This window comes from Nocardia sp. MDA0666 (genome assembly GCF_003023875.1).
Lineage (GTDB): Bacteria > Actinomycetota > Actinomycetes > Mycobacteriales > Mycobacteriaceae > Nocardia > Nocardia aobensis.
On sequence record NZ_PYHT01000016.1, the window covers coordinates 150,516 to 169,990 of the forward strand.

General features: G+C 67.5%; 15 protein-coding genes. 7 read left to right on the plus strand and 8 right to left on the minus strand.

Going from position 1 to position 19,475, the window contains the following annotated elements:
- Complete coding sequence (locus C8258_RS21900; protein ID WP_106956809.1) at positions 1-2,064, plus strand: CocE/NonD family hydrolase; 2,064 nt, start codon at positions 1-3, stop codon at positions 2,062-2,064.
- A gap of 77 nt (positions 2,065-2,141) precedes the next feature.
- Here the strand turns inward: C8258_RS21900 and C8258_RS21905 are convergent, their stop codons facing one another.
- Positions 2,142-3,686 (minus strand): long-chain-fatty-acid--CoA ligase, encoded by a 1,545-nt coding sequence (locus C8258_RS21905; RefSeq protein WP_106956810.1) that lies wholly within the window; start codon positions 3,684-3,686, stop codon positions 2,142-2,144.
- Positions 3,687-3,934: 248 nt separating this feature from the next.
- On the opposite strand from C8258_RS21905, the gene C8258_RS32940 reads away from it, so the two are divergent.
- Positions 3,935-5,110: a CdaR family transcriptional regulator gene (locus C8258_RS32940; RefSeq protein WP_233225247.1), complete on the plus strand. Its 1,176-nt coding sequence runs from the start codon at positions 3,935-3,937 to the stop codon at positions 5,108-5,110.
- A gap of 203 nt (positions 5,111-5,313) precedes the next feature.
- Positions 5,314-5,646 (plus strand): hypothetical protein, encoded by a 333-nt coding sequence (locus tag C8258_RS21915; RefSeq protein ID WP_106956811.1) that lies wholly within the window; start codon positions 5,314-5,316, stop codon positions 5,644-5,646.
- A gap of 22 nt (positions 5,647-5,668) precedes the next feature.
- On the opposite strand, the gene C8258_RS21920 is transcribed toward C8258_RS21915, so the two are convergent.
- Genes C8258_RS21920 through C8258_RS21930 form a run of 3 tightly spaced genes read right to left on the minus strand, consistent with a single transcriptional unit; the run spans position 5,669 to position 9,727 of the window.
- Positions 5,669-6,490, minus strand: coding sequence for a YceI family protein (locus C8258_RS21920; protein WP_036509014.1), 822 nt, complete (start codon positions 6,488-6,490; stop codon positions 5,669-5,671).
- Complete coding sequence (locus C8258_RS21925; protein WP_106956812.1) at positions 6,487-9,186, minus strand: MFS transporter; 2,700 nt, start codon at positions 9,184-9,186, stop codon at positions 6,487-6,489. Before C8258_RS21925 ends, C8258_RS21920 begins: the two co-directional genes overlap by 4 nt.
- Positions 9,187-9,199: 13 nt before the next feature.
- Positions 9,200-9,727 carry a MarR family winged helix-turn-helix transcriptional regulator gene (locus C8258_RS21930; protein ID WP_233225248.1) on the minus strand — a complete coding sequence of 176 codons (528 nt, stop codon included), beginning with the start codon at positions 9,725-9,727 and terminating at the stop codon, positions 9,200-9,202.
- Positions 9,728-10,179: 452 nt separating this feature from the next.
- Here C8258_RS21930 and C8258_RS33325 point away from each other — a divergent pair, with 452 nt between their 5' ends.
- From C8258_RS33325 to lipB, 3 genes are all read left to right on the plus strand, one after another.
- Positions 10,180-10,674 (plus strand): transglycosylase SLT domain-containing protein, encoded by a 495-nt coding sequence (locus tag C8258_RS33325; RefSeq protein WP_233225249.1) that lies wholly within the window; start codon positions 10,180-10,182, stop codon positions 10,672-10,674.
- 122 nt (positions 10,675-10,796) lie between these two features.
- The gene (locus C8258_RS21940) at positions 10,797-12,026 is read left to right on the plus strand and encodes a DUF475 domain-containing protein (RefSeq protein ID WP_106956815.1); all 1,230 of its coding nucleotides are present in this window, start codon (positions 10,797-10,799) and stop codon (positions 12,024-12,026) included.
- A gap of 62 nt (positions 12,027-12,088) precedes the next feature.
- Positions 12,089-12,739, plus strand: a complete 651-nt coding sequence (lipB, locus tag C8258_RS21945) for a lipoyl(octanoyl) transferase LipB (protein WP_106956816.1) — start codon at positions 12,089-12,091, stop codon at positions 12,737-12,739.
- Here lipB and C8258_RS21950 read toward each other — a convergent pair.
- Genes C8258_RS21950 through C8258_RS21960 form a run of 3 tightly spaced genes read right to left on the minus strand, consistent with a single transcriptional unit; the run spans position 12,682 to position 16,150 of the window.
- Positions 12,682-13,704, minus strand: coding sequence for a hypothetical protein (locus tag C8258_RS21950; RefSeq protein WP_106956817.1), 1,023 nt, complete (start codon positions 13,702-13,704; stop codon positions 12,682-12,684). The genes lipB and C8258_RS21950 overlap by 58 nt on opposite strands.
- On the minus strand, positions 13,701-15,104 hold the full coding sequence (locus tag C8258_RS21955; protein WP_106956818.1) for a pyridoxal phosphate-dependent aminotransferase: 1,404 nt from the start codon (positions 15,102-15,104) through the stop codon (positions 13,701-13,703). The genes C8258_RS21950 and C8258_RS21955 overlap by 4 nt, the downstream gene beginning before the upstream one ends.
- Positions 15,101-16,150, minus strand: coding sequence for a helix-turn-helix transcriptional regulator (locus tag C8258_RS21960; RefSeq protein ID WP_063064913.1), 1,050 nt, complete (start codon positions 16,148-16,150; stop codon positions 15,101-15,103). Before C8258_RS21960 ends, C8258_RS21955 begins: the two co-directional genes overlap by 4 nt.
- A 387-nt stretch (positions 16,151-16,537) precedes the next feature.
- On the opposite strand from C8258_RS21960, the gene C8258_RS21965 reads away from it, so the two are divergent.
- Entirely contained in the window at positions 16,538-17,029 is a 492-nt protein-coding gene (locus tag C8258_RS21965) for a hypothetical protein (protein WP_106956819.1), read from the plus strand.
- Here the strand turns inward: C8258_RS21965 and C8258_RS21970 are convergent.
- Positions 17,002-19,473, minus strand: coding sequence for an MFS transporter (locus C8258_RS21970; RefSeq protein ID WP_233225250.1), 2,472 nt, complete (start codon positions 19,471-19,473; stop codon positions 17,002-17,004). The genes C8258_RS21965 and C8258_RS21970 overlap by 28 nt on opposite strands.
- Between the last annotated feature and the right edge of the window lie 2 nt (positions 19,474-19,475).

A 19,475-nucleotide genomic window follows, 5' to 3' on the forward strand; every position in this document is an offset into this window, starting at 1 on the left:
ATGTTCGGGCAGCTGCGATCGCGCAAACCCGTCGTGCCCGTCCGAACCCTGATTGCCGTTGCGGCAGTGGGGATTTCCGCGACCGCCACCGCGCTCTTCGGTGGCCTACCGCACTCCGGCGCCCCCAGCCTCGCCGGCCGGGAGGACCAGTGGACCGCCGTGCACGACGGCCCGCAGCAATATCCCGACGTCCACGTGGATTCCGATGTGACGATCCGAATGAGCGACGGGGTGCTGCTGAAGGCCGACGTCTACCGGCCGGTCGACGCCTCCGGCGCCGTGGTCGCCCAGCCACTGCCGACCATCGTCAATCTCACGCCCTACACGAAGCTGATGACCGATCTGGTCGGCTCGGCGGTGGAGAATCCGCAACTGCAGCCGCTGGTGATGTCGCTGGTGCGGCAGATCAACCTCTCCGGCACCCCAATCAGCAGCTTCGGCGATCTGCTGCACGCCCTCGACGGCGGCACCGTGCCGACCGTCCTCGGCCTGGACCGCAATCTGATCCGCAGCGGTTACACGCTGGTGGTCGCCGATGTGCGCGGCACCGGACAGTCCCAGGGCAATTGGGAGACACTGGGCGCGCGGGAACAGCTCGATACCCGCGAGGTGATCGATTGGGCTGCGGCACAACCGTTCTCGAACGGCAAGGTGGCGATGAGCGGCGGCTCGTACGCGGCCATCAACCAGCTGCGAGCGGCGGAGGACGCCCCGGCCGCGCTGCACGCCATCTTCCCGGTCGTCCCCGGCAGCGATCTCATGCGCGATGTGGTGGCGCCGGGCGGCGGCGTCGGCACCACCTTCCTGCCGATGTGGCTCCAGACGGTCAATCAGCTCAAGCTGATCCCCGACCTGAAGTCGATCTTCGACGGAACCTTCGACTGGAAATGGCTCGCCGCCCGGGTGGCGGATCCGGCCACCAATGTCGACCTGCTCGCGCAGGCCCTGCTGACGCCGTCGATGGACGATATGCCGCCCGCCCTCGCGGACGCGCTCGACTCCGGCAGCGATTTCCGCCAGGCCCTCACCGGTCATCCGGAACGAGTCACCGTGCCCACCTTCGTCTACGGCGGCTGGCACGACATCTTCGCCAACAGCGCCACCAAGATCTATCAGGCCATCCCGCTGCCGGCCGGTCGCAAGCAACTCGTGGTCGGCGACACCTATCACGCCAATCCCGGCGCCGGCACCGGCGTACCCGGCGCCCCGCCGCGGCTCGAGGTGCTGCAGCGAGCGTGGTTCGACAAGTGGCTCAAGGACATCGACAACGGTATCGACGGCTACGGCCCCATCGTGCTGAAGGAACAGGGCGGCGGCTGGGTGACACTGCCGCAGTATCCGCAGCCCGGAGCCGACCACCGCCGGATCTACCTGACCGCCGCGCCCAGCGGAACCACCGATGCGGCGGTGCACGACGGCTCCTTGAGCGCCCAGCCGCCGGCCGAGGTCTCCGCACTCACCGTGGCGCCGGGGCTGGCGACCCTCTGCTCACGGGACGCGGCCCAGGGTTCGGCCGGTTCGGCCGCGATGCTCGACACCTGCGCCAAGGACTCCCGGGTGGCCGAACACGATGCGCTGACCTTCACCAGCGCCCCGGTGTCCGCGCCGACCGCCATCTCCGGGCCGATCGACATCCACCTCGAGACCGTGCAGGACGCCACCGACGGATTCTGGAGCGCCACCGTCAACGACGTCGCACCCGACGGCACCTCCACGGCCCTGACCACGGGCCAGCTCACCGTCTCCATGCGCGCCGTCGACGATGCCCGCAGCTCCCGATCAGCCAACGGCGACTACACCGTTCCGTTCCATCTCCTCACCGCCGCGGCGCGGCAGCCGGTGACGCCCGGCGAACCGGTGGGCCTCGACATCGCGGTGATCCCGACCCAGGCGCGGCTCCAGATCGGACATCGGCTGCGTATCGATCTGTTCGCGGCCAACGCGCCCAAGGCCATGCCGTTCCGCCCGATGCTCAACGATTCGGAACTCAAGCCCCAGCATCTGCGCCTGGATCCGAACGCACCGAGTTACGTCAATCTGCCCACCGATCGGCCCCTCGGCTGAAACATCCTGTGGCCGAGAAGGTTTTCGAGCCCAGCACAGGTGCCGGAACCGGCCGCCGGTCACGGTCGCTGACGCGCTCAGTGGACCTGCCGCTCCGCCTCGCCCCAATACTGTTTGCGCAGTTCCCGTTTGAGGATCTTGCCGGCACCGGAGACCGGCAGGGCCTCGACCAGTTCGATGGTGCGCGGAGCCTTGTAGCCGGCGATCAACTGCTTGGCGTGGTCGCGGATCTCCTCGACGGTGACGGTGGCGCCGGCATGGCACACGATCACCGCGTGCACCCGCTCGCCCCACTCCTCGTCCGGGACACCGATCACCGCGCACGCCGCCACCGACGGATGTGCGGAGACCGCGTTCTCCACCTCGGCGGAATACACGTTCTCGCCACCGCTGACGATCATGTCCTTCATCCGGTCGACGATGTAGACGTAGCCCTCGTCGTCCATATAGCCGCCGTCGCCGGTGTGCATCCAGCCGCCGCGTAGCGCCGCCGCGGTCTCCTCGGGCCGGTTCCAGTACCCGAGCATCACATGGCCGCCGCGCACCAGGATCTCGCCGACGGTCCCGCGCGGCACTTCGTTGTCCTCGGCATCGGCGATGCGCACCTCGGCGTGCGGCGCCGCGCGGCCCGCCGAACGCAACCGTCCGGCCAGGTGGTCGTCGGGACCGAGCAGCGTTGCCACGGGCGACAATTCGGTCATCCCGTAGGCCTGGGCGAAACGCGCCTGCGGGAACGCGCGCATGGCGCGCTCGAGCACGGCCTGCGCGATCGGGGAGGCCCCGTACACGATGCCGCGCACACTGGACAGATCGAACTCGCTCACCCGCGGATGGTCGACGATCATCTGGATCATCACCGGCACCAGCAGCGTATCCGTAACCTGGTGCTCGGCAATCGCTGTCATCACCGCGACGGGGTCGAACGCCGGAACCATCACCTGGGCGCCACCCATCATGATCTGAGTGACACAACCGGCCAGGTCGGCCAGATGGAACATCGGCGCGGCATGCAGATAGCGGGCGCCGGGCTGCGCCAGATATCCGGTCGACAAGCTGCCCAGGCCCGAGATCTGCAGCCCGGCATGGCTGAGCACCACGCCCTTGGGGTGACCGGTGGTGCCGCCGGTATAGAAGATTCCGGCCGGGGCGTCACCACCGCGGCGAGCGTCCTCGACAGGGTCCGCGCCCGCGATCAACTCCTCGTACGACAGCATGCCGTCGGGCGCGGCACCGTCCCCGCAGTGGATCACGGTGCGCAGCACCGGCGCGGCTGCCCGCAGCGCCGGCACCATCGCGGCGAAGACATCGTCGACCAGCAGGACCGCGGTCTCGGAATCCTCCAGCGAATAAGCGATTTCGGCCGGACTCCAGCGAATGTTGACCGGGTTCAGCGCTGCCCCGGCCCACGGCACCGCCAGCACGTACTCCAGATACCGGTCACTGTTGAGCGCCAGAATCGCGACCCGGTCCCCCTCGCCGACACCCAGCTGCCGCAACGCCCCGGCGAGCCGCGCCACCCGGTCGGCGCCCTCGGCGAAGGTGCGGGTGCGATCCCCGCAGATCGACATGACCCCGCCGGGGTTCTGCTGGACGGCCCGGTGCAGGCCCTGAGTCAGGTACATGGTCTCTCTGCTTTCTGCCTTCGCTTCGCTCAGGCGGGGTCTCGGCCCCTTGGCCTCGATTTTTCCCTCCTCCGCTCAATCGCTGCGCTCCCTCGCTCCGTCAGTCCGAAATCGAGGCGGCCGAGACCTCAGAGGAACACCGTTGAGTGTCGTGCACCACATCGCGGGCGGCCATGGAGTCCGTGTCGAAGTTCGGGGGCCGCGTTTTGTTGGTTTCTCCAAAGGCGCGTCGTATCCTCGGGCCTGTCATGAGCGAATCGTCCGAGGTCCCGAGTTCCCCGCGGCAGCGCTTGCTGGTGCGGATGCGGGCCGAGCGCGACGCGCTCGCGGCCCGCATCGTCGACCGGGCCCGCGCCGAGATTCCGGACTACCGCACGATCGAGGCGGACGATCTGCTCCCGACGACGACGGCGATCATGGACCGGTTGTTCGCCTCCCTTGCCGGTACTGCCGATATCGAGCCGCCCGAGGGTGCCCGGATGACCGACTACGGCCGCATCCGCGCCACTCAGGACGTGTCGATGGAAGCGCTGCTGCGAGCCTGGCGCCTCGCCGAACGGCTGCATCTCGAGACCTTGAGCGCGGTCGCGGCCGAATGCGGCGCCGACGACGCGGTGCTGTTCGAGATCACCAGGGACCTGCTGCGCCTGGTCGACGAGGCGGCGACCTCCTTCTCCGACGCCCACCACGAGGTCGAGCGCACCCGGGCCGGCCACGACCGCCTCCAGCGCGCGGAATTCACGCGGGCGGTGCTGGCGGGCACGATCTCGGCCACCGAACTGACGTTGGGCATCCAGCGCTACGGCCTGCGCGCCGACGCCGAATACCGGGCCTTCCGCGCCCGCGCCGACGCCGCGCCGCCGGCCGAATTCGACCGTCTGCTGCGACCCCAGGGCGCCGATTACGCCTTCCGCACCGTGATCGACGGGGATTACGCCGGATTCACCGATCGCACGATCCACATCCCGGGTACGGCACTGCTGGCGTTCGGGCCGCCGCGCCCGCTCGGCGAGGCTCCGCGCTCGTTTCGGCTGGCGGGCCGCGCCCTGGCCACCGCAGCCGCTCTCGGCCATACCGGCACCTGCGAATTCGACGGTCTCGGCCTGTTGCCCGGGGTCGCGGCCGATCCCGAACTGGGCGCCGAACTCGTGCGCCGCTATCTCGCGCCGTTGGGCAGCACCGGCTCGGCGACGACGCTGATCGATACCGTCACCGCATATCTCGATACCGGTATGCGCATCGAGGCGACCGCACAGCGACTGATCGTGCATCCGAATACGGTCCGCTATCGCATCGCTCGTTTCGAGGAGCTGACCGGGTGCGATCTGCGCCGGGCCCACACCGGCGCACAGGTGTGGTGGGCGATTCAATACGACCGTCTGGTACGGCCTGGCGCAACGAATTTCGCGTCTGCGAATCAGTGAAGTTTCCCCCGAAATGCCGTGCGGTTGCCACGAAGTGGCTTAGGCTCGGACTGCCTCGATAGCTCGGGGCTTGCAGAGCGGGTCGCCATGCCCACAGCGTCCTGCTGTCGCAAAATCAGGTCAGATGGGGGCTGCGTCCCCGACAGCCCCCATCGCCCCTGAACAACACCGTAGTGTGAAACATCGATAAATCGAGGGACAGTATGCGCGGATCCCACGCCCCGTCGCCCGCCGAACGATTGCTGGCCGAGATCTACGAGGCCGGATACACCTCCGTCGATGACTTCATCGATCGGCTACGGTTTCGCCCGCGCCACGCGGCGCCGGAGCCGGCCCGCCACGCCGCGGTAATCGACCCGTTCACCGACACCATCGAGCTGCAACTGGACATTCCCAGTGCGGCGAATCCCCTTGCGGGCATGACGCGTTGGTATCCGGAGTTCGATCCCGAGATCGAGGTCGACCCCAACGCCGACACGACGGAATTCCCCGCGGTGCAGCGCATGTGGGTCGTCCCGGAACGCCACGCGAGCTGACCGGCCCCGGCCGGCCCGCCCGCTACATCTGCGGCAGCGAATCTCCCTGCACCAGTTCGATATCCAGCTCGACCTTCACCGTGGTGCCCACCGCGGCGACGCCGGCGCGTACGACGGCGTTGTAGTCGATCGCGAAATCGTTGCGGTGCAAATGGGTTTCGGCATGGAAGGCGGCGCGGACCCCGCCCCACGGGTCGGGTCCCGAACCGCCGTAGGTCAGGTCCAGCTCCACCGGGCGGCGCTGGCCGTGCAACTCCAATTCACCGGGCATCACCCAGGTATCGGCGCCGGTGCGCCGCAATCCGGTTCCGGTGAAGCCGATCAGCGGGTAGCTCTCGACATCGAGGAAGTCGGCCGAGCGCAGATGGTCGTCGCGCATCCCGATTCCGGTATCGATGCTGGCCGCCTTGATCTCGGCGAATCCGGTCGTCTGCTCGAAGTTCCGGGCCACATCCAGCCGGCCGCCCACCTCGGCGAAGCGCGCCTTGATACTCGCGATACCGAGATGGCGGGCGGTGGCCACGACCGTGGAATGCACCGGGTCGATGGTCCACGGGCCGGGCGCCGGCGTGCCGACGGAGCTCGCCTCCGACTGCAACGCCACCGCACCCAATTGCCCACTGCCGGAAGCGGATATCCGCGCGATCTGCGCCACCGGCTGGTAGCCGGGGGCGGTCACCACCGCGGTGTGCATACCCGCGGGCAGCGGCTCGGTGGCCGCGGCCCCGGTCTCGTCGGCCACCGCCCGGGCGAGCTGGCGACCGGTCAGATCGGTCACGGTCAGCAGCGCACCCGGCACCGGCCAGCCATCGGAATTGCGAACCTGTGCGGTCAAACCGCTCATGACAGCTCCGTGTTCTGATCGACACCACTGGGTTCGACACCATTGTGCCGCACCCCGTTCCGTTCTCCGTTCGTCGCGACACCGTTCGTGCCGGCGACTCCGGTGGGCTCGGCGGCCGGGCGATCGCCCTCGTCACCATCGTCGTAACCCAGCCGGACATCGTGCTCGACCTCGCCGCCGCCGACGGTGACCCGGCTGGTCACCGGCGGATAACCGCGCGCGACCACCGTGTACTCACCCTCGCTGAGATCGGTCAGGACGTACTGGCCGTTCTCGTCGGTGCGAGTGGTCCCGATCGGGGTTCCGGAGCGATCCAGCACCGTGACCTCCGCGTCCAGCACCGCACCACCGTCGGCGAGCACGGTTCCGGTCAGCACCGCCATCGGCGAAAGCTCGATGTCGTGGTGCAGCAGGCCACTGTCGGGCACGACCAGCGCCATCGCGCTCGGGCGCATGTGTTCGGCCACCGCCACCAGGGTGTAGGTCCCCGAGACCACACCGTGGCAGAGGTAGTTGCCGGACGCGTCGGTGACGGCCGCGCCGACCACCTCACCACGCAGATCGGTGAGGGTGACGGTCGCACCGGCCAGCGGCTGTCCGGCGACGGCGGTCCGGACCGTACCCGACAGCTCGCCCGAACCCTGCAGGGTCAGGTCGAGGCGCTGGGTGCGTCCGTCGGCGGTGACGTTCACCGCGGCCGGCTGATGACCGTTCGCCGAGACGATCAGCACGTAACTACCCGCGCCGGGCGGCTCGATCGAATAGCGGCCGCCGCTGTCGCCGGTCGAACGCGAAACCTGGTGTCCACGTTGGTCGATCAGTGTCAGCGCGGCGCCCGCGACCGGTCGGCCGTCGGCCCGCTGCACCTGCCCGCCGATGGCGTGGCCGCTGCCGTGGGAGTTGACGACAGGGGTGTTTGTCATCGCCGAAACCTCCGCAATTCGATGTGATTCGTGCCCGTTGGCCGCGGCGTGCCGACCTGCCGCCGCGGCGGCGAGAACCGGTTCGGGCTCCGACAGCGCCTGGGCGGCACCCTCCCACACCTGGTTCTCGGCCCACTCGGCTTCAGCCGTCTCGACCGGATCCTTCGGCGCCGGGGCGGGCACCGAAGCATCCTGCAGCGGAATCTCTTTCATGAACATCATGACGATGCAGGCCAGCAGGGCCACGCCCGCCGCGGCGTAGAAGACGCCGTGCATCGAGTTGGTGAACCCGATCAGGATCGGATCCTTGATCTGCTGCGGGAGCGCGCCGATTCCGGCGGTATTGGCCTGCAACTGGTTCAGCTTGCCGGCGTCGAGTCCGGGCGGCAGATGTCCACCGAAGGCGTCGGTGATCTTGTGTGGCAACAGGTTGAACAGAATCGTCAGGAAGACCGCGACACCCAGCGTGCCGCCGACCTGCCGGAAGAAGGTCGCCGACGCCGTCGACACACCCATATCCGACCGCGGACCCGCATTCTGCGCCGCGATGATCAACGTCTGCATACAGCAGCCCAGGCCCAGACCGACCAGCGCGCCGATCGCGAGCACCTGCCACATCGCGCTGTCGAAATGCAACTGGGCGTAGAGCAGCGCGCCCACGGTCACCAGGAAGGTGCCGACCACCGGCAGGATCTTGTAGCGGCCGGTGCGCTTGACGACCTGACCGGAGATCATCGAGCCGATCATGATGCCCAGCACCAGCGGCAGCATCAGCAGACCCGCCTCGGTCGGCGAATAGCCGCGCACCACCTGCAGATACAGCGGCACCATACTGATCGCGCCGAACATCGCGATACCGACGATGAAACCACCGATCATCACCACCGAGAAGGTGGAATTCTTGAACAGCCGCAGCGGAATCAGCGCGGAATCCTTCATCAGGTATTCCACTCCGATGAACAACACCAGGCCCACCGCGCCGATGGCATAGCAGATCACCGAATCGCCGGAACCCCAGCCCCAGGTGCGGCCCTGTTCGGCCACGATCAGCAACGGCACCACACAGATCGCCAGCGCGATCGCACCCCACCAGTCGACGTTCAACTTCTGCCGCTGATGCGGGACGTTGAGCACCTTGGCCACGACCCCGAGCGCGACCACACCGATCGGGACGTTCACCAGGAACACCCAACGCCAGCCGTCGATACCCCACAGCGTGTCGTAATCGGAGAACAGGCCGCCCAGCACCGGGCCGAGCACGGTCGAAGTACCGAAGACCATCATGAAATAGCCCTGGTAGCGGGCCCGTTCACGCGGGGGGACGATATCGCCGACGATGGTCATGGCCAGCGACATGAGGCCACCGGCGCCCAAACCCTGGAACGCGCGGAACGCCGCCAACTCGTACATCGACGTCGCGAACGTACACGCCGCCGAACCCACCACGAAAATACCGATCGCCAACAGATAGAACGGCTTCCGACCATAGATATCGGCCAACTTGCCGTACAACGGCGTCGAAATCGTCGCCGTAATCAAATACGCCGTCGTCGCCCACGCCTGCTGATCGAAACCATGCAAACTATTCGCGATCCGAACGATCGCCACACTCACAATATTCTGATCCAGCGCCGCCAAGAACATCCCCAGCAACAAACCGGACAAAATAGTCAAAATCTGCCGATGCGACAGAGACGGTCGCACATCCGCCGCCGGCGCGACGGTCGGAGCGTTCGGCTGCGCCGGCGGAGCCTCACTGGTCGAAGTCGTCATGTGTATGTAAGCCCTAATTCGATTCGGCTGTTGCGGTGGACTTTTCAGCTGTGGATTCTTCGATGCCGCTGACGAGCAGCTCGAGGAGATCGGTCAATCTGGCCCGTTCGTCGGCGGGCCACTCGGCCATCACCTCGGCCAGCCAGCGGTTGCGGTTGCGGCGGTTCTCCTCGAAGACCCGCACCCCTTCGGCGGTGGGCGCCAGCACGCAGGCCCGTCCGTCCACGGGGTCGGCCCGGCGTTCCACCAGGCCGTGTGCCACCAGCGATCTGGTCTGTCTGCTGATGGTCGATGTTTCGGTATGCAAGGTGTCCGCCAGCTTCCCCGTCCGCTGCGGACCGTCGTGGACCAGGCAGAACAGCACAGAATAGGCCGATCGCTCCAGACCGTCCGGACCGTACTTGGCTATGTGCGATTTGGTTCTGCCGATCGCCCGCATCAACCGGATCAGCTGGCCGCCGAGTCGATCGGCCACATCCTGTTCGGTGACGCCGGCGCTGTGTTCGATGCCGTGTTCGCCAGGGCCTACGTGGTTACGCAAGCTACCGCCTTCGGCCCGCGTGCTCACACGGGAATCACGGGCATCGACGACCATGATCGAGTTTCCTTACTCCCCGCGACGCATTTGATTAGCATGTACAACTAGTTGCTGAGGCCAACTATACATACGTTCGGATACCGCTCGCACGTACCCCGGCCCACACCCGGGAAGCCCGCACCGGACACGCCGATCCCAATCCGGACATCCCGGGATTACCGGTGGTTTGCTCGACCTGTCGCATTTCCGACTCTGATCGATCGGCAAGTCGACACGGAAGGACCGAGCTGACCATGTCCGCGCCAATCGAGCCCGCCCGAATTCCGGCCCAGCCGACAAATCAGACCGCGGAGCCCACCGATTCGGCAACGCATTTTCCGGTCACCTCCGCATCGCCGATCGGCTCGGCAACCTTGCCGCCATCGTCGGCACCCGCCCCGGCCGGCATCGAAATTGTGACCGAGACGACACCTCGGTTCCCGCTGCGCCGCGCCGCCCTCGCCGCGTTCTGCGCACTGTGGCTGGTCGGAGCATCGGCGGCGCTCGCCGCGACGGCCGGCGCCGACTGCGGCCCCGCCTGCGCCGACACCTCCGGATCGGCATCCGGTTCGGCCTCGGGTTCGGCGGGATCCTCCGGTTCCGCCACCGCGGGTCTGCTGCTCGGCCTGCCGATGAAGACGGTCGCCCTCACGATCGTTCCGGCCCCGCAGTTCCCCTCGTTCGACAACGTGATCACCCACGAGAGCAGCTGGAATCCGTTCGCCGTCAATCCGGAATCGGGCGCCTACGGCCTCGGGCAGGCATTGCCGCCGGAGCGGATGGCCTCGCACGGCGTGGACTGGATGATCAACCCGGTGACCCAGATCCGCTGGACCTACGACTACATGGTCGAGCGGTACGGCAGCCCCGACGGGGCATGGGCATTCTGGCAGTCCCACCACTGGTACTAGCTGTCGATTGTCGCCGGACCACTTCAACTGTCACAATCGAGGGCAGGGTTGCGAGCACTCTGAATGCTGTAACCCGCGAGGTCATACCCCCCGCGGGTGTCGAATTGACGAAAGGCATCGGCATGTTCGTGCGAGTTTTCGCCCTGTCGTTCCTGGTAGCCGCGGCGTCCCTCGTCGTCGCGGTGCTGTACGGCGGGCCGGAGGCCGTGGTGCTGGTCGCAGCCCTCGGCGTTCTCGAGGTATCACTGTCGTTCGACAACGCGGTGGTCAATGCCAGTGTCCTGCAACGCATGAGCGCGTTCTGGCAGCGCATCTTCCTCACCGTGGGAATGGTGATCGCGGTCTTCGGCATGCGCCTGGTGTTCCCACTGGTGGTGGTAGCGATCGGCGCGCATCTGGACCCGATCGAGGCGCTGCGGCTGGCGATGAACCCACCCGCCGGCGGCGCGCCCTTCTTCCCGGACGGCCGGCCGAGCTACGAGACGCTGCTCAACGACGCCAATCCGAAGATCGCGGCGTTCGGCGGGATGTTCCTGTTGCTGCTCTTCCTGAACTACATCTGCGCCCAGCGTGAGGTCACCTGGTTGAGCTGGCTCGAGCGGCCGCTGGCGCGGATCGGGCGATTCTCGATGTTCACCGTGGTGATCGCGCTCATCGCGCTGGTGCTCACCGCCGGTGTGCTCGCGCCGAACAACAAGGCCGACGTCGTCATGGTCTCCGGTGCCCTCGGCATGGCCACCTATTTCCTCGTCGACGGCCTCGGCGCCCATTTCGAGAACGAACAGCCCGGCCAGGGCCCCTCCCGCGCCGCCCTGCTGACCGGTCGCGCCGCCTTCTTCGGCTTCGTGTATCTCGAAGTGCTGGACGCCTCGTTCTCCTTCGACGGCGTCATCGGCGCCTTCGCCATCAGCGCGGATCCGATCGTCATCGCATTGGGGCTGGGACTGATCGGCGCGATGTTCGTCCGGTCGATCACCGTCTACCTGGTCCGGCGCGGCACGCTGGCCGAGTACATCTATCTCGAACACGGTGCGCACTGGGCGATCGGCGCGCTCGCGGCGATCCTGCTGGTCTCCACCGGCCACCACCTCAACGAGGTCGTCACCGGGCTGCTGGGAGTCGCGATCATCGTCGCGGCCTACCTCAGCAGCATCGTCCACAATCGGCGCCACCGCGCACCCGCTGCCACCGAGACCGAGCTGGAACATCTGTCCCTCGGCGGTGACGAGCTGACGCTGCGCGGCGATACCGGCACGCTGTCCAGCCTCGACGGCGGCTTGCCCATCGATCGGGTCACGTTGCGCGGCGACGCGCTGCCGGCGCGAGACAAGCTCAACACCGAGGCGTACTGAGAAATGGCGTACCGCGGACCGCTGCCCGACGTCGCTCGCTGCCCCGGCCGTATTCTCGGATCATGAGGTCGCGGCCGCTGACACTGATCCAGGACGAACTCGTCGACTACGACAAGGCCATGGAGCGCATGGCCGAACTGGTGGAACAGCGCCAGCGCGACGAACGGCCGGATACGTTGTGGCTGCTCAGCCATCCGCAGGTCTATACGATCGGGCGCCGGACGCCGAGTGCGCATCTCCCCGATCCGGACCACGGGATTCCGGTGGTCGAGACCACCCGCGGCGGGCAGCTCACCTATCACGGCCCGGGGCAGCTGGTCGGATACCTCGTCGTGAAGCTCGGTGACGGCGAGGGCGTGGTCGACTACATCCGCGAGGTGGAACACCGCCTGGTCGCCGCGCTCGACCGGCTGGGCATCCGGGCGCAACGCCGCGACACCCCGCCGGGCGCGGAACTGCTCACCGGCGTGTGGACCGTCGAGACGGGTCGCAAGATCGTCTCCATCGGCATGCGGCAGAGCCGCGGCGTCACCAGCCACGGCTTCGCCATGAACGTCGACGGCGACCTGGAACCGTGGCAGTGGGCCGTCGCGTGCGGACTGCCCGACGTGGATATGACGTCGGTGCGGCGCGAACAGCCGGGCGCCGGAATCGATCAGGTTCGGCCGATCGTGGCGGAAGCATTCGAAGCGAAGACATCCGACACCGTCTGATCACACGGCACGCCGGATTCCGCCAGTCGCAGTATCGCGGCGGTTACCGCCGCACTGTAGGCCCGGCTGGCCGGGGCCGGTCGGCGCGCCGGATAGTTCGAGCGGTGGGTCACCACGACGCCGTTGGGTAGCACCACGGTCGCGTCGGTGACGGTCGCCGCACAGTTGCCACCCGCCTTGGCGGTCAGGTCCACCACGACCGCGCCGTCCCCGAGCGCGTCGAGTGCGGTCCCGTCGACCAGCAGCGGAGCCCGTTGTCCGCGCCGCACCGCGGCGCAGAGGACCAGATCCGGTTTGTCCGCGCGGATCCGCTCCAGGACGCGGGCGGCGTCGACGTCGTGGGACCAGTGAAAGACGTTGGGGCCCTGCGCGTTCAGCGCCGGTCGCAGTTCGGGCCGACGCCCCAGCACCACCGGCGGTTCGGCCCCGCAGGCGGCTGCCGCCGCGACGGCCGACAGTCCGGCCGGCCCGCATCCCAGAATCAGGGAACGGATCGGCCTGCGCACGGTGCGCGGCACCAGCCGCCGGCCCGCGAGATAGGCCACCCTGCCGGCGATCCGGCTCATCGCCGAGAGCGCGTCCAAGGCACCGGCCTCGTGGGAAAACAGCTCGAACGCAATTGATTCCACGCCCGAACCACGCAGTTCGGCGATCTGCGCGGCTCGCCGCAGCGGGTCCTGGAAGCCGATCAGCGTGAGCTGCGGCCGCCGCGACATCGCACGCAGATCGTGGGTCGTCGGCTTCACCCACGCCAGCACATCGCAGGCCGCGACGACGGCGCCCGGACCACCGACGAGGGCCGCACCCGCGAATCGGTAGGCGGCGTCGTCGAATCCGGCCGCCCGTCCGGCGCCGGCCTCCACCACGACCCGCATCCCGGCCGCGATCAGGCATCGGACTCCGTCCGGCGTCAGCGCCACCCGCCGTTCCCGGGCGGCGGTTTCGCGGAGCACGCCGACGATCACGGCGGTGGCTCCGAGAGACCGCGCCGATGCAGGATGTCGCGGTAGGTGGCGCCACCGGCCAGCTCGGCGACCAGCCCGCCGAGCCGGTCGAACAGTTCGTCGATCAACTCCCGCGATTCGGTGCCGGGTCCGCGCCGGGGTGCGAGGACGTTGAGCCGCGCACCCGTCCGCGGTGATCCGGTGCGCCCGAGCGCGACACTGTCGATTCCCGCACCGGCCAGCAAGAGATCCTCGAGCTCGGCGCTGTCGCCCACTTCCGCCGCGTCCAGCAGGGCGGGATCGGCGACGACGGACAGGAACATGCTCGCGCCGGAGCCCAGCGGCCGCAGAACATTCGAGCCGAATTCGGCATCGATTGTGGCGATCCGGTCCAGGGCGGTGTCGAACTGTTCGCGCACCAGCTTCCGGTTGTGCTCGAAATAGGCGTCGGGCGTATGGTCCAGCACCGCGCGCACCAGATGCGTACTCTCACGCTGAAAAGCGATCGTGAGTCGCGCCCGGATACGCTCCAGCCACTGCGCGTCACCGGTGCACGCCGCGCCCAGTTTACACGGTCCGAAAGCGTTGTAGCCCTTCGAATTACCCGTGACGGTCACCATCCGGTCGTACAACCGGACCGAGCCGCGCGCGGTCGGCACCTCCAGCGCCGCGAGCGGGATATGCCCGCCGACGAGCCGGTCGAAGGCCATATCGCAGACCACCGGCACCTCGGCCGCGACGAGAACCTCTGCGATTTCCCGCAATTCGTCCGGCGAGTACCGCGTGACGACCGGATTGCCCGGCAGCGTCAGCAGTACGGCACAGACGGCATCACCGTGGCGTGCCAGTTCCCGGGCCAATGCGATCGGGTCGATGCGGAACGAATCGTCCGGCGTGGCCGCCGGAACCACCACGCGCACATCGAATTTCGCGATGTGTGTGGCGAAGTTCTTGTAGAAGCCCTCCGGGCAGACGATCACTCCGCCCGGACGCGCGACGGTCGCGATCACCTCCTCGAGCATCAGCATGCTCGAATATGGGCACACGACAACCTCGTCGGGACGAACCCGGACGCCGGTCACTCCGTCGGCGGGGCGGTGCAGCCGGTCGAACAGGCGGGCGGCGGCCGACTCCCGCAACTCGAGCGGTTGCCGCTTGTCGTAGTCCGGCAGACCTCTGCGCCGGATCCGATGCGGCGCCAGGTCGTTCCACGCCCGCCGCAGGGCGCGCGCGGCCGCCGGATCGATCTCGAATCCGGTCTCGCCGTGGTACGCGTCCAGGACACCGTCATACCGGCGACCGGATCGGCCGGGAAACGGCGCGGTCTCCGACAGCTGCCGGCGCAGTTCCTTCTTGCGCTCCTCCGAACGCAGGATCATCGCGGCGGCGGCCCGCTCGGTATGCCGGGGGCCGCTCGTCACAGCCGCCCTGTTTCCAGCGACGCCTGACCGGGGGTCGGGATGTCGTCCCAGGCGCGAAGGAGCGTCTCGCGGAACAGGTCCCGCCCCTCACCATCGCCCAGGCGGTCGAATCGGGCCAGCCGCGGATCGGCCAGCAGATCGTTGACCACGATCGCCGAACCGATGCGCCGCAGGTCGTAGAGTTTCTCGAAGCGCCGGACCGCGAACGCCACATCGTGTTTGAGCACCGAGAAGCGCGTCGCGACCCGGGTCTGGCGGGAGTAGTCGTATTCCCCGACACAGACATACCGGTCGTCGACGACCAGCATGCTCTGCGCGTTGCGCGCGTGCTCCCGCTTCACCAGCACACTCTCGACACCGGAGCGCGCCTGCCACCACAGCTTGTCGTCGTAGGGCCACACATCTTCGATGCGATCCAGCACGTACATGCGCCGCACCGTGACTCGCGGCTCGTGCACCGCATCGGCGAGGCGCACGATCGCGGCATGGTAGTCATCGCCGACGTCACCGCCGATGGTGCCCAGGTCGGCGGTGTGGATGGCGCGCACGGACTGTTCGGCCTGTTCCAGGATGGTCAGCCAATCGTTGACCGTATTCCACTCCCACACCGTCGCACTGCGCGAAGGTATCTGCGCCAGCAGCTCTTCCGCGCGCTCGAGCTGGCGAGCGGCGATGAGGCGCAACGGCTCCACCTCCTCGCGCGCACCGCGGGCGTCGAGCACGGTCTGCGCGATCGTCAGCACCCGATCCACGACCCCGGGGTCCTTGCCGAGAAGCACGTTGAAACGCATCCGCAGGTCGTAATGCCCGCCGGGTTCGGACGAGCCGGCGACGCCGTCCATCGGAAGTTCCTGCCCCAGCGCCGAACTCAGACGTTCCCGCAGCGGCAGCGGCGGCACGCGGGTGCCGTTCTCGATCTGCTGAACGAGGCTGCGTGAACAGTCCGCCTGTTTGGCCAGCGCGGCCTGGGTGAGACCGGACTCGATACGGAGCCGGCGCACCAGTTCGCCGATCCGTTCGCCACCGTCTGGGTCAGATTGTGTCACGATGCGGAATTCTAATCACATGTGGCCCATCGCATCATCAGCTGAACATCAATTTTTCATTACTCCGGTGAACGCCCGGCGAACGCAGCTCACCGATAACTCGAATGTGCCCGGCTTGCTGCGGATTCTGCCACACGCCGCTCGAAATCGTTCCGCAGAGCCAACTTTCACGCCTCCGCACCACTCTTCGGTAATCAATTCAGATATTCGCTGGGCATATCTGATTGAAGATGGGCATCGAGGTCCCGAAGATATCGCAGATAAGCACAGATGCTTAGTTGACAGCCCCGGAAAGCCGTCCTTAGCATTTAGCTATAGCCACCGGCTCTCCGTTTATCGGAGCGGCAACGACCGCCGCAGCGGCCGGCTTGGTGGAAGGGGAATGCCATGACGCTTCATATCACCGACTGGTTGATGACCAGCGATGTCACCCCGGAATCTGCCCAGCGCCTGCCGTCACTTCCCGGGCAGTGGTTGCTGAGCTGGCTGCCCGGCGAGCTTCTGACCCAGGAACAGGCGCTGAGCGGCATGATCCTGGACGAGATCCTGTCCGATCCGGCTTTCGTGGACGACCTGGGGGCCGTCGAGATGGCCACCCTGCACGCCGCCGAACTCGGCATCACCCTGGACGAGGCGGTGATCCGGCTGTGCGCCCGGATCCTCGACCGCACAGCCCTGCGATCCGGCGATATCGGGCCGGATGACATCGACCCCGGCGACATCGAGCCCGGGGATATCGGGCCGGGCGACAGGGGGGCGAGTGTTACCGAATACGGCCCGGTCCGAGGCCACCCCCACCTACCGCATGTCCACCGCACCCCGGTGTCGCTGCACCGGCCGCGGCATACCGATCACGATCTGTCGGCCGCGCCGTCGTAGCAGAGCCGCAGGTCATGGGCGATCTGTACGCCGTCGACCGCCACCCGTGCACTGGCCGGCGGATAGCCGCGACCCACCACCGTGTAGTCCCCGGCGGGGAGATCGTCGATCCGGTAGCGGCCGTCCCCGTCCGTCAACGCCGCGGCCACCACCGCGCCGCCCGAATCCAGCACCGCCACGTGGGCGTGAGCAACCGGACCGCGCTCCGAGCGCACCCGGCCCGACAGCACCGCCGTCGGCGCGAGTTCGATGTCGTAGCGCAACATGCCGGTCTCGGGGACGGTCAACGTGGTGGCATCCGGCCTGCGATGTCCGGCGACCGCGACCAGGGTGTAGGTGCCCGCGACGATGCCGTGACAGGCGTAGGCGCCGTCGGCTCCGGTCACCGCCGCACCGACGACCTCGCCGCGCCGATCGGTCAGGGTGACGGTCACGCCCGCGAGCGGCCGGCCCGGCCCCTCGGTGACGATGCCGGACAGCTCCCCCGACCCCAGCAACGTGAGATCGACCATCTGCGGTTCGGAACCGATCGCGACGTTCACCGCGGCGGGCTGATGTCCCTCGGCGGAAACGATCAGTACATAGTTACCGCCGTCCGGCACGCTCAGGCGGTAGCCGCCCGCGCCGTCGGTCGTCGCGCGCGAAACCTGGTGTCCCCGTTGGTCGATCAGTGTCAGCGCCGCACCGGGTACGGATTGCCCGTCTTCGCGGTGGATGCGTCCGGACACAGGCGCGTCTCCGGGCACGTCGCCGGCGGCCTCCGCGAACGCGGTGTGCGCAGCCGGTTCGGCAAGGGCCGGCGCCGATTCCGGCCGCGCGGCTTCGCCGTCCGCCTCCCACAACGGCTCCCGCTCCCAGGGTTCGGGTGTCTCGGCGGCTTCGGTTTCAGCCACGGTCCGCGCGTCCTGCGGCGGCTCGGCGCGCTGAGGTGGCGCCGAACTGTCCTGCAGCGGAATCTCTTTCATGAACAGCAGCACCACACAGGCCAGCAGCGCCACCCCGGCGGCGGCGTAGAACACGCCGTGCAGGGAGTCGGTGAAGCCGATCAGGATCGGATCGCGCACCTGCGCCGGCAGTGCCGCGATCCCGCTGGTGTTGGCCTGCAACTGATCGAGTTCTCCGGTGTCGAAGCCGGGCGGCAGCACACCGCCGAACGCGTCGATGATCTTGTGCGGCAACAGATTGAACAAAATCGTCAGGAAGACCGCGACACCCAGCGTGCCGCCCATCTGCCGGAAGAAGGTCGCCGACGCCGTCGACACACCCATATCCGACCGCGGACCCGCATTCTGCGCCGCGATGATCAACGTCTGCATACAGCCACCGAGGCCGAAGCCGATGACCGCGCTGTACACCAGCGGCTGCCACAGCGGGCTGTCGTAGTGCACCTGCGCGTACAGTGCCGCCCCGCACGCGATGACGAAGGTGCCCAGCACGGGCAGGATCTTGTAGCGGCCGGTCAGTTTGGTGACCTGCCCCGCGATCAGCGAGCCGATCATGATGCCCAGCACCAGCGGCAGCATCAGCAAACCCGCCTTGGTGGGCGAATAGCCCCGCACGACCTGCAGATACAGCGGCACCATACTGATCGCGCCGAACATCGCGATACCGACGATGAAACCACCCAGGATGGTGATGGAGAACGTCGAATTCCGGAACAGCCGCAACGGAATCAGCGCGGCATCCTTCATCAGGAATTCCACGAGGACGAACAGCACGAGTCCGACCGCACCGATGCCGTAGCAGAGCAGCGCGCGCGGTGACTCCCAGCCCCAGCCGCGGCCCTGCTCGGCCACGATCAGCAACGGCACCACACAGATCGCCAGCGCGATCGCACCGAACCAGTCCACGCGATGCCGCTGCCGTTCGTGCGGCACGTTGAGCACTTTCGCGACCACGGCCAGCGCGAGCACACCGATCGGGACGTTCACCAGGAACACCCAACGCCAGCCGTCGATACCCCACAGCGTGTCGTAATCGGAGAAGAAGCCGCCGAGCACCGGGCCGGCGACCGTCGCGGTACCGAACACCATCATGAAATAGCCCTGGTACCGCACGCGTTCGCGAGCGGGCACGATGTCCCCGATGATGGTGAACGCCAGGGACATCAGGCCACCGGCGCCCAAGCCCTGGAACGCCCGGAACGCCGCCAACTCGTACATCGACGTCGCGAACGTACACGCCGCCGAACCCACCACGAAAATACCGATTGCCAACAGATAGAACGGCTTCCGACCATAGATATCGGCCAACTTGCCGTACAACGGCGTCGAAATCGTCGCCGTAATCAAATACGCCGTCGTCGCCCACGCCTGCTGATCGAAACCATGCAAACTATTCGCGATCCGAACGATCGCCACACTCACAATATTCTGATCCAGCGCCGCCAAGAACATCCCCAGCAACAAACCGGACAAAATAGTCAAAATCTGCCGATGCGACAGAG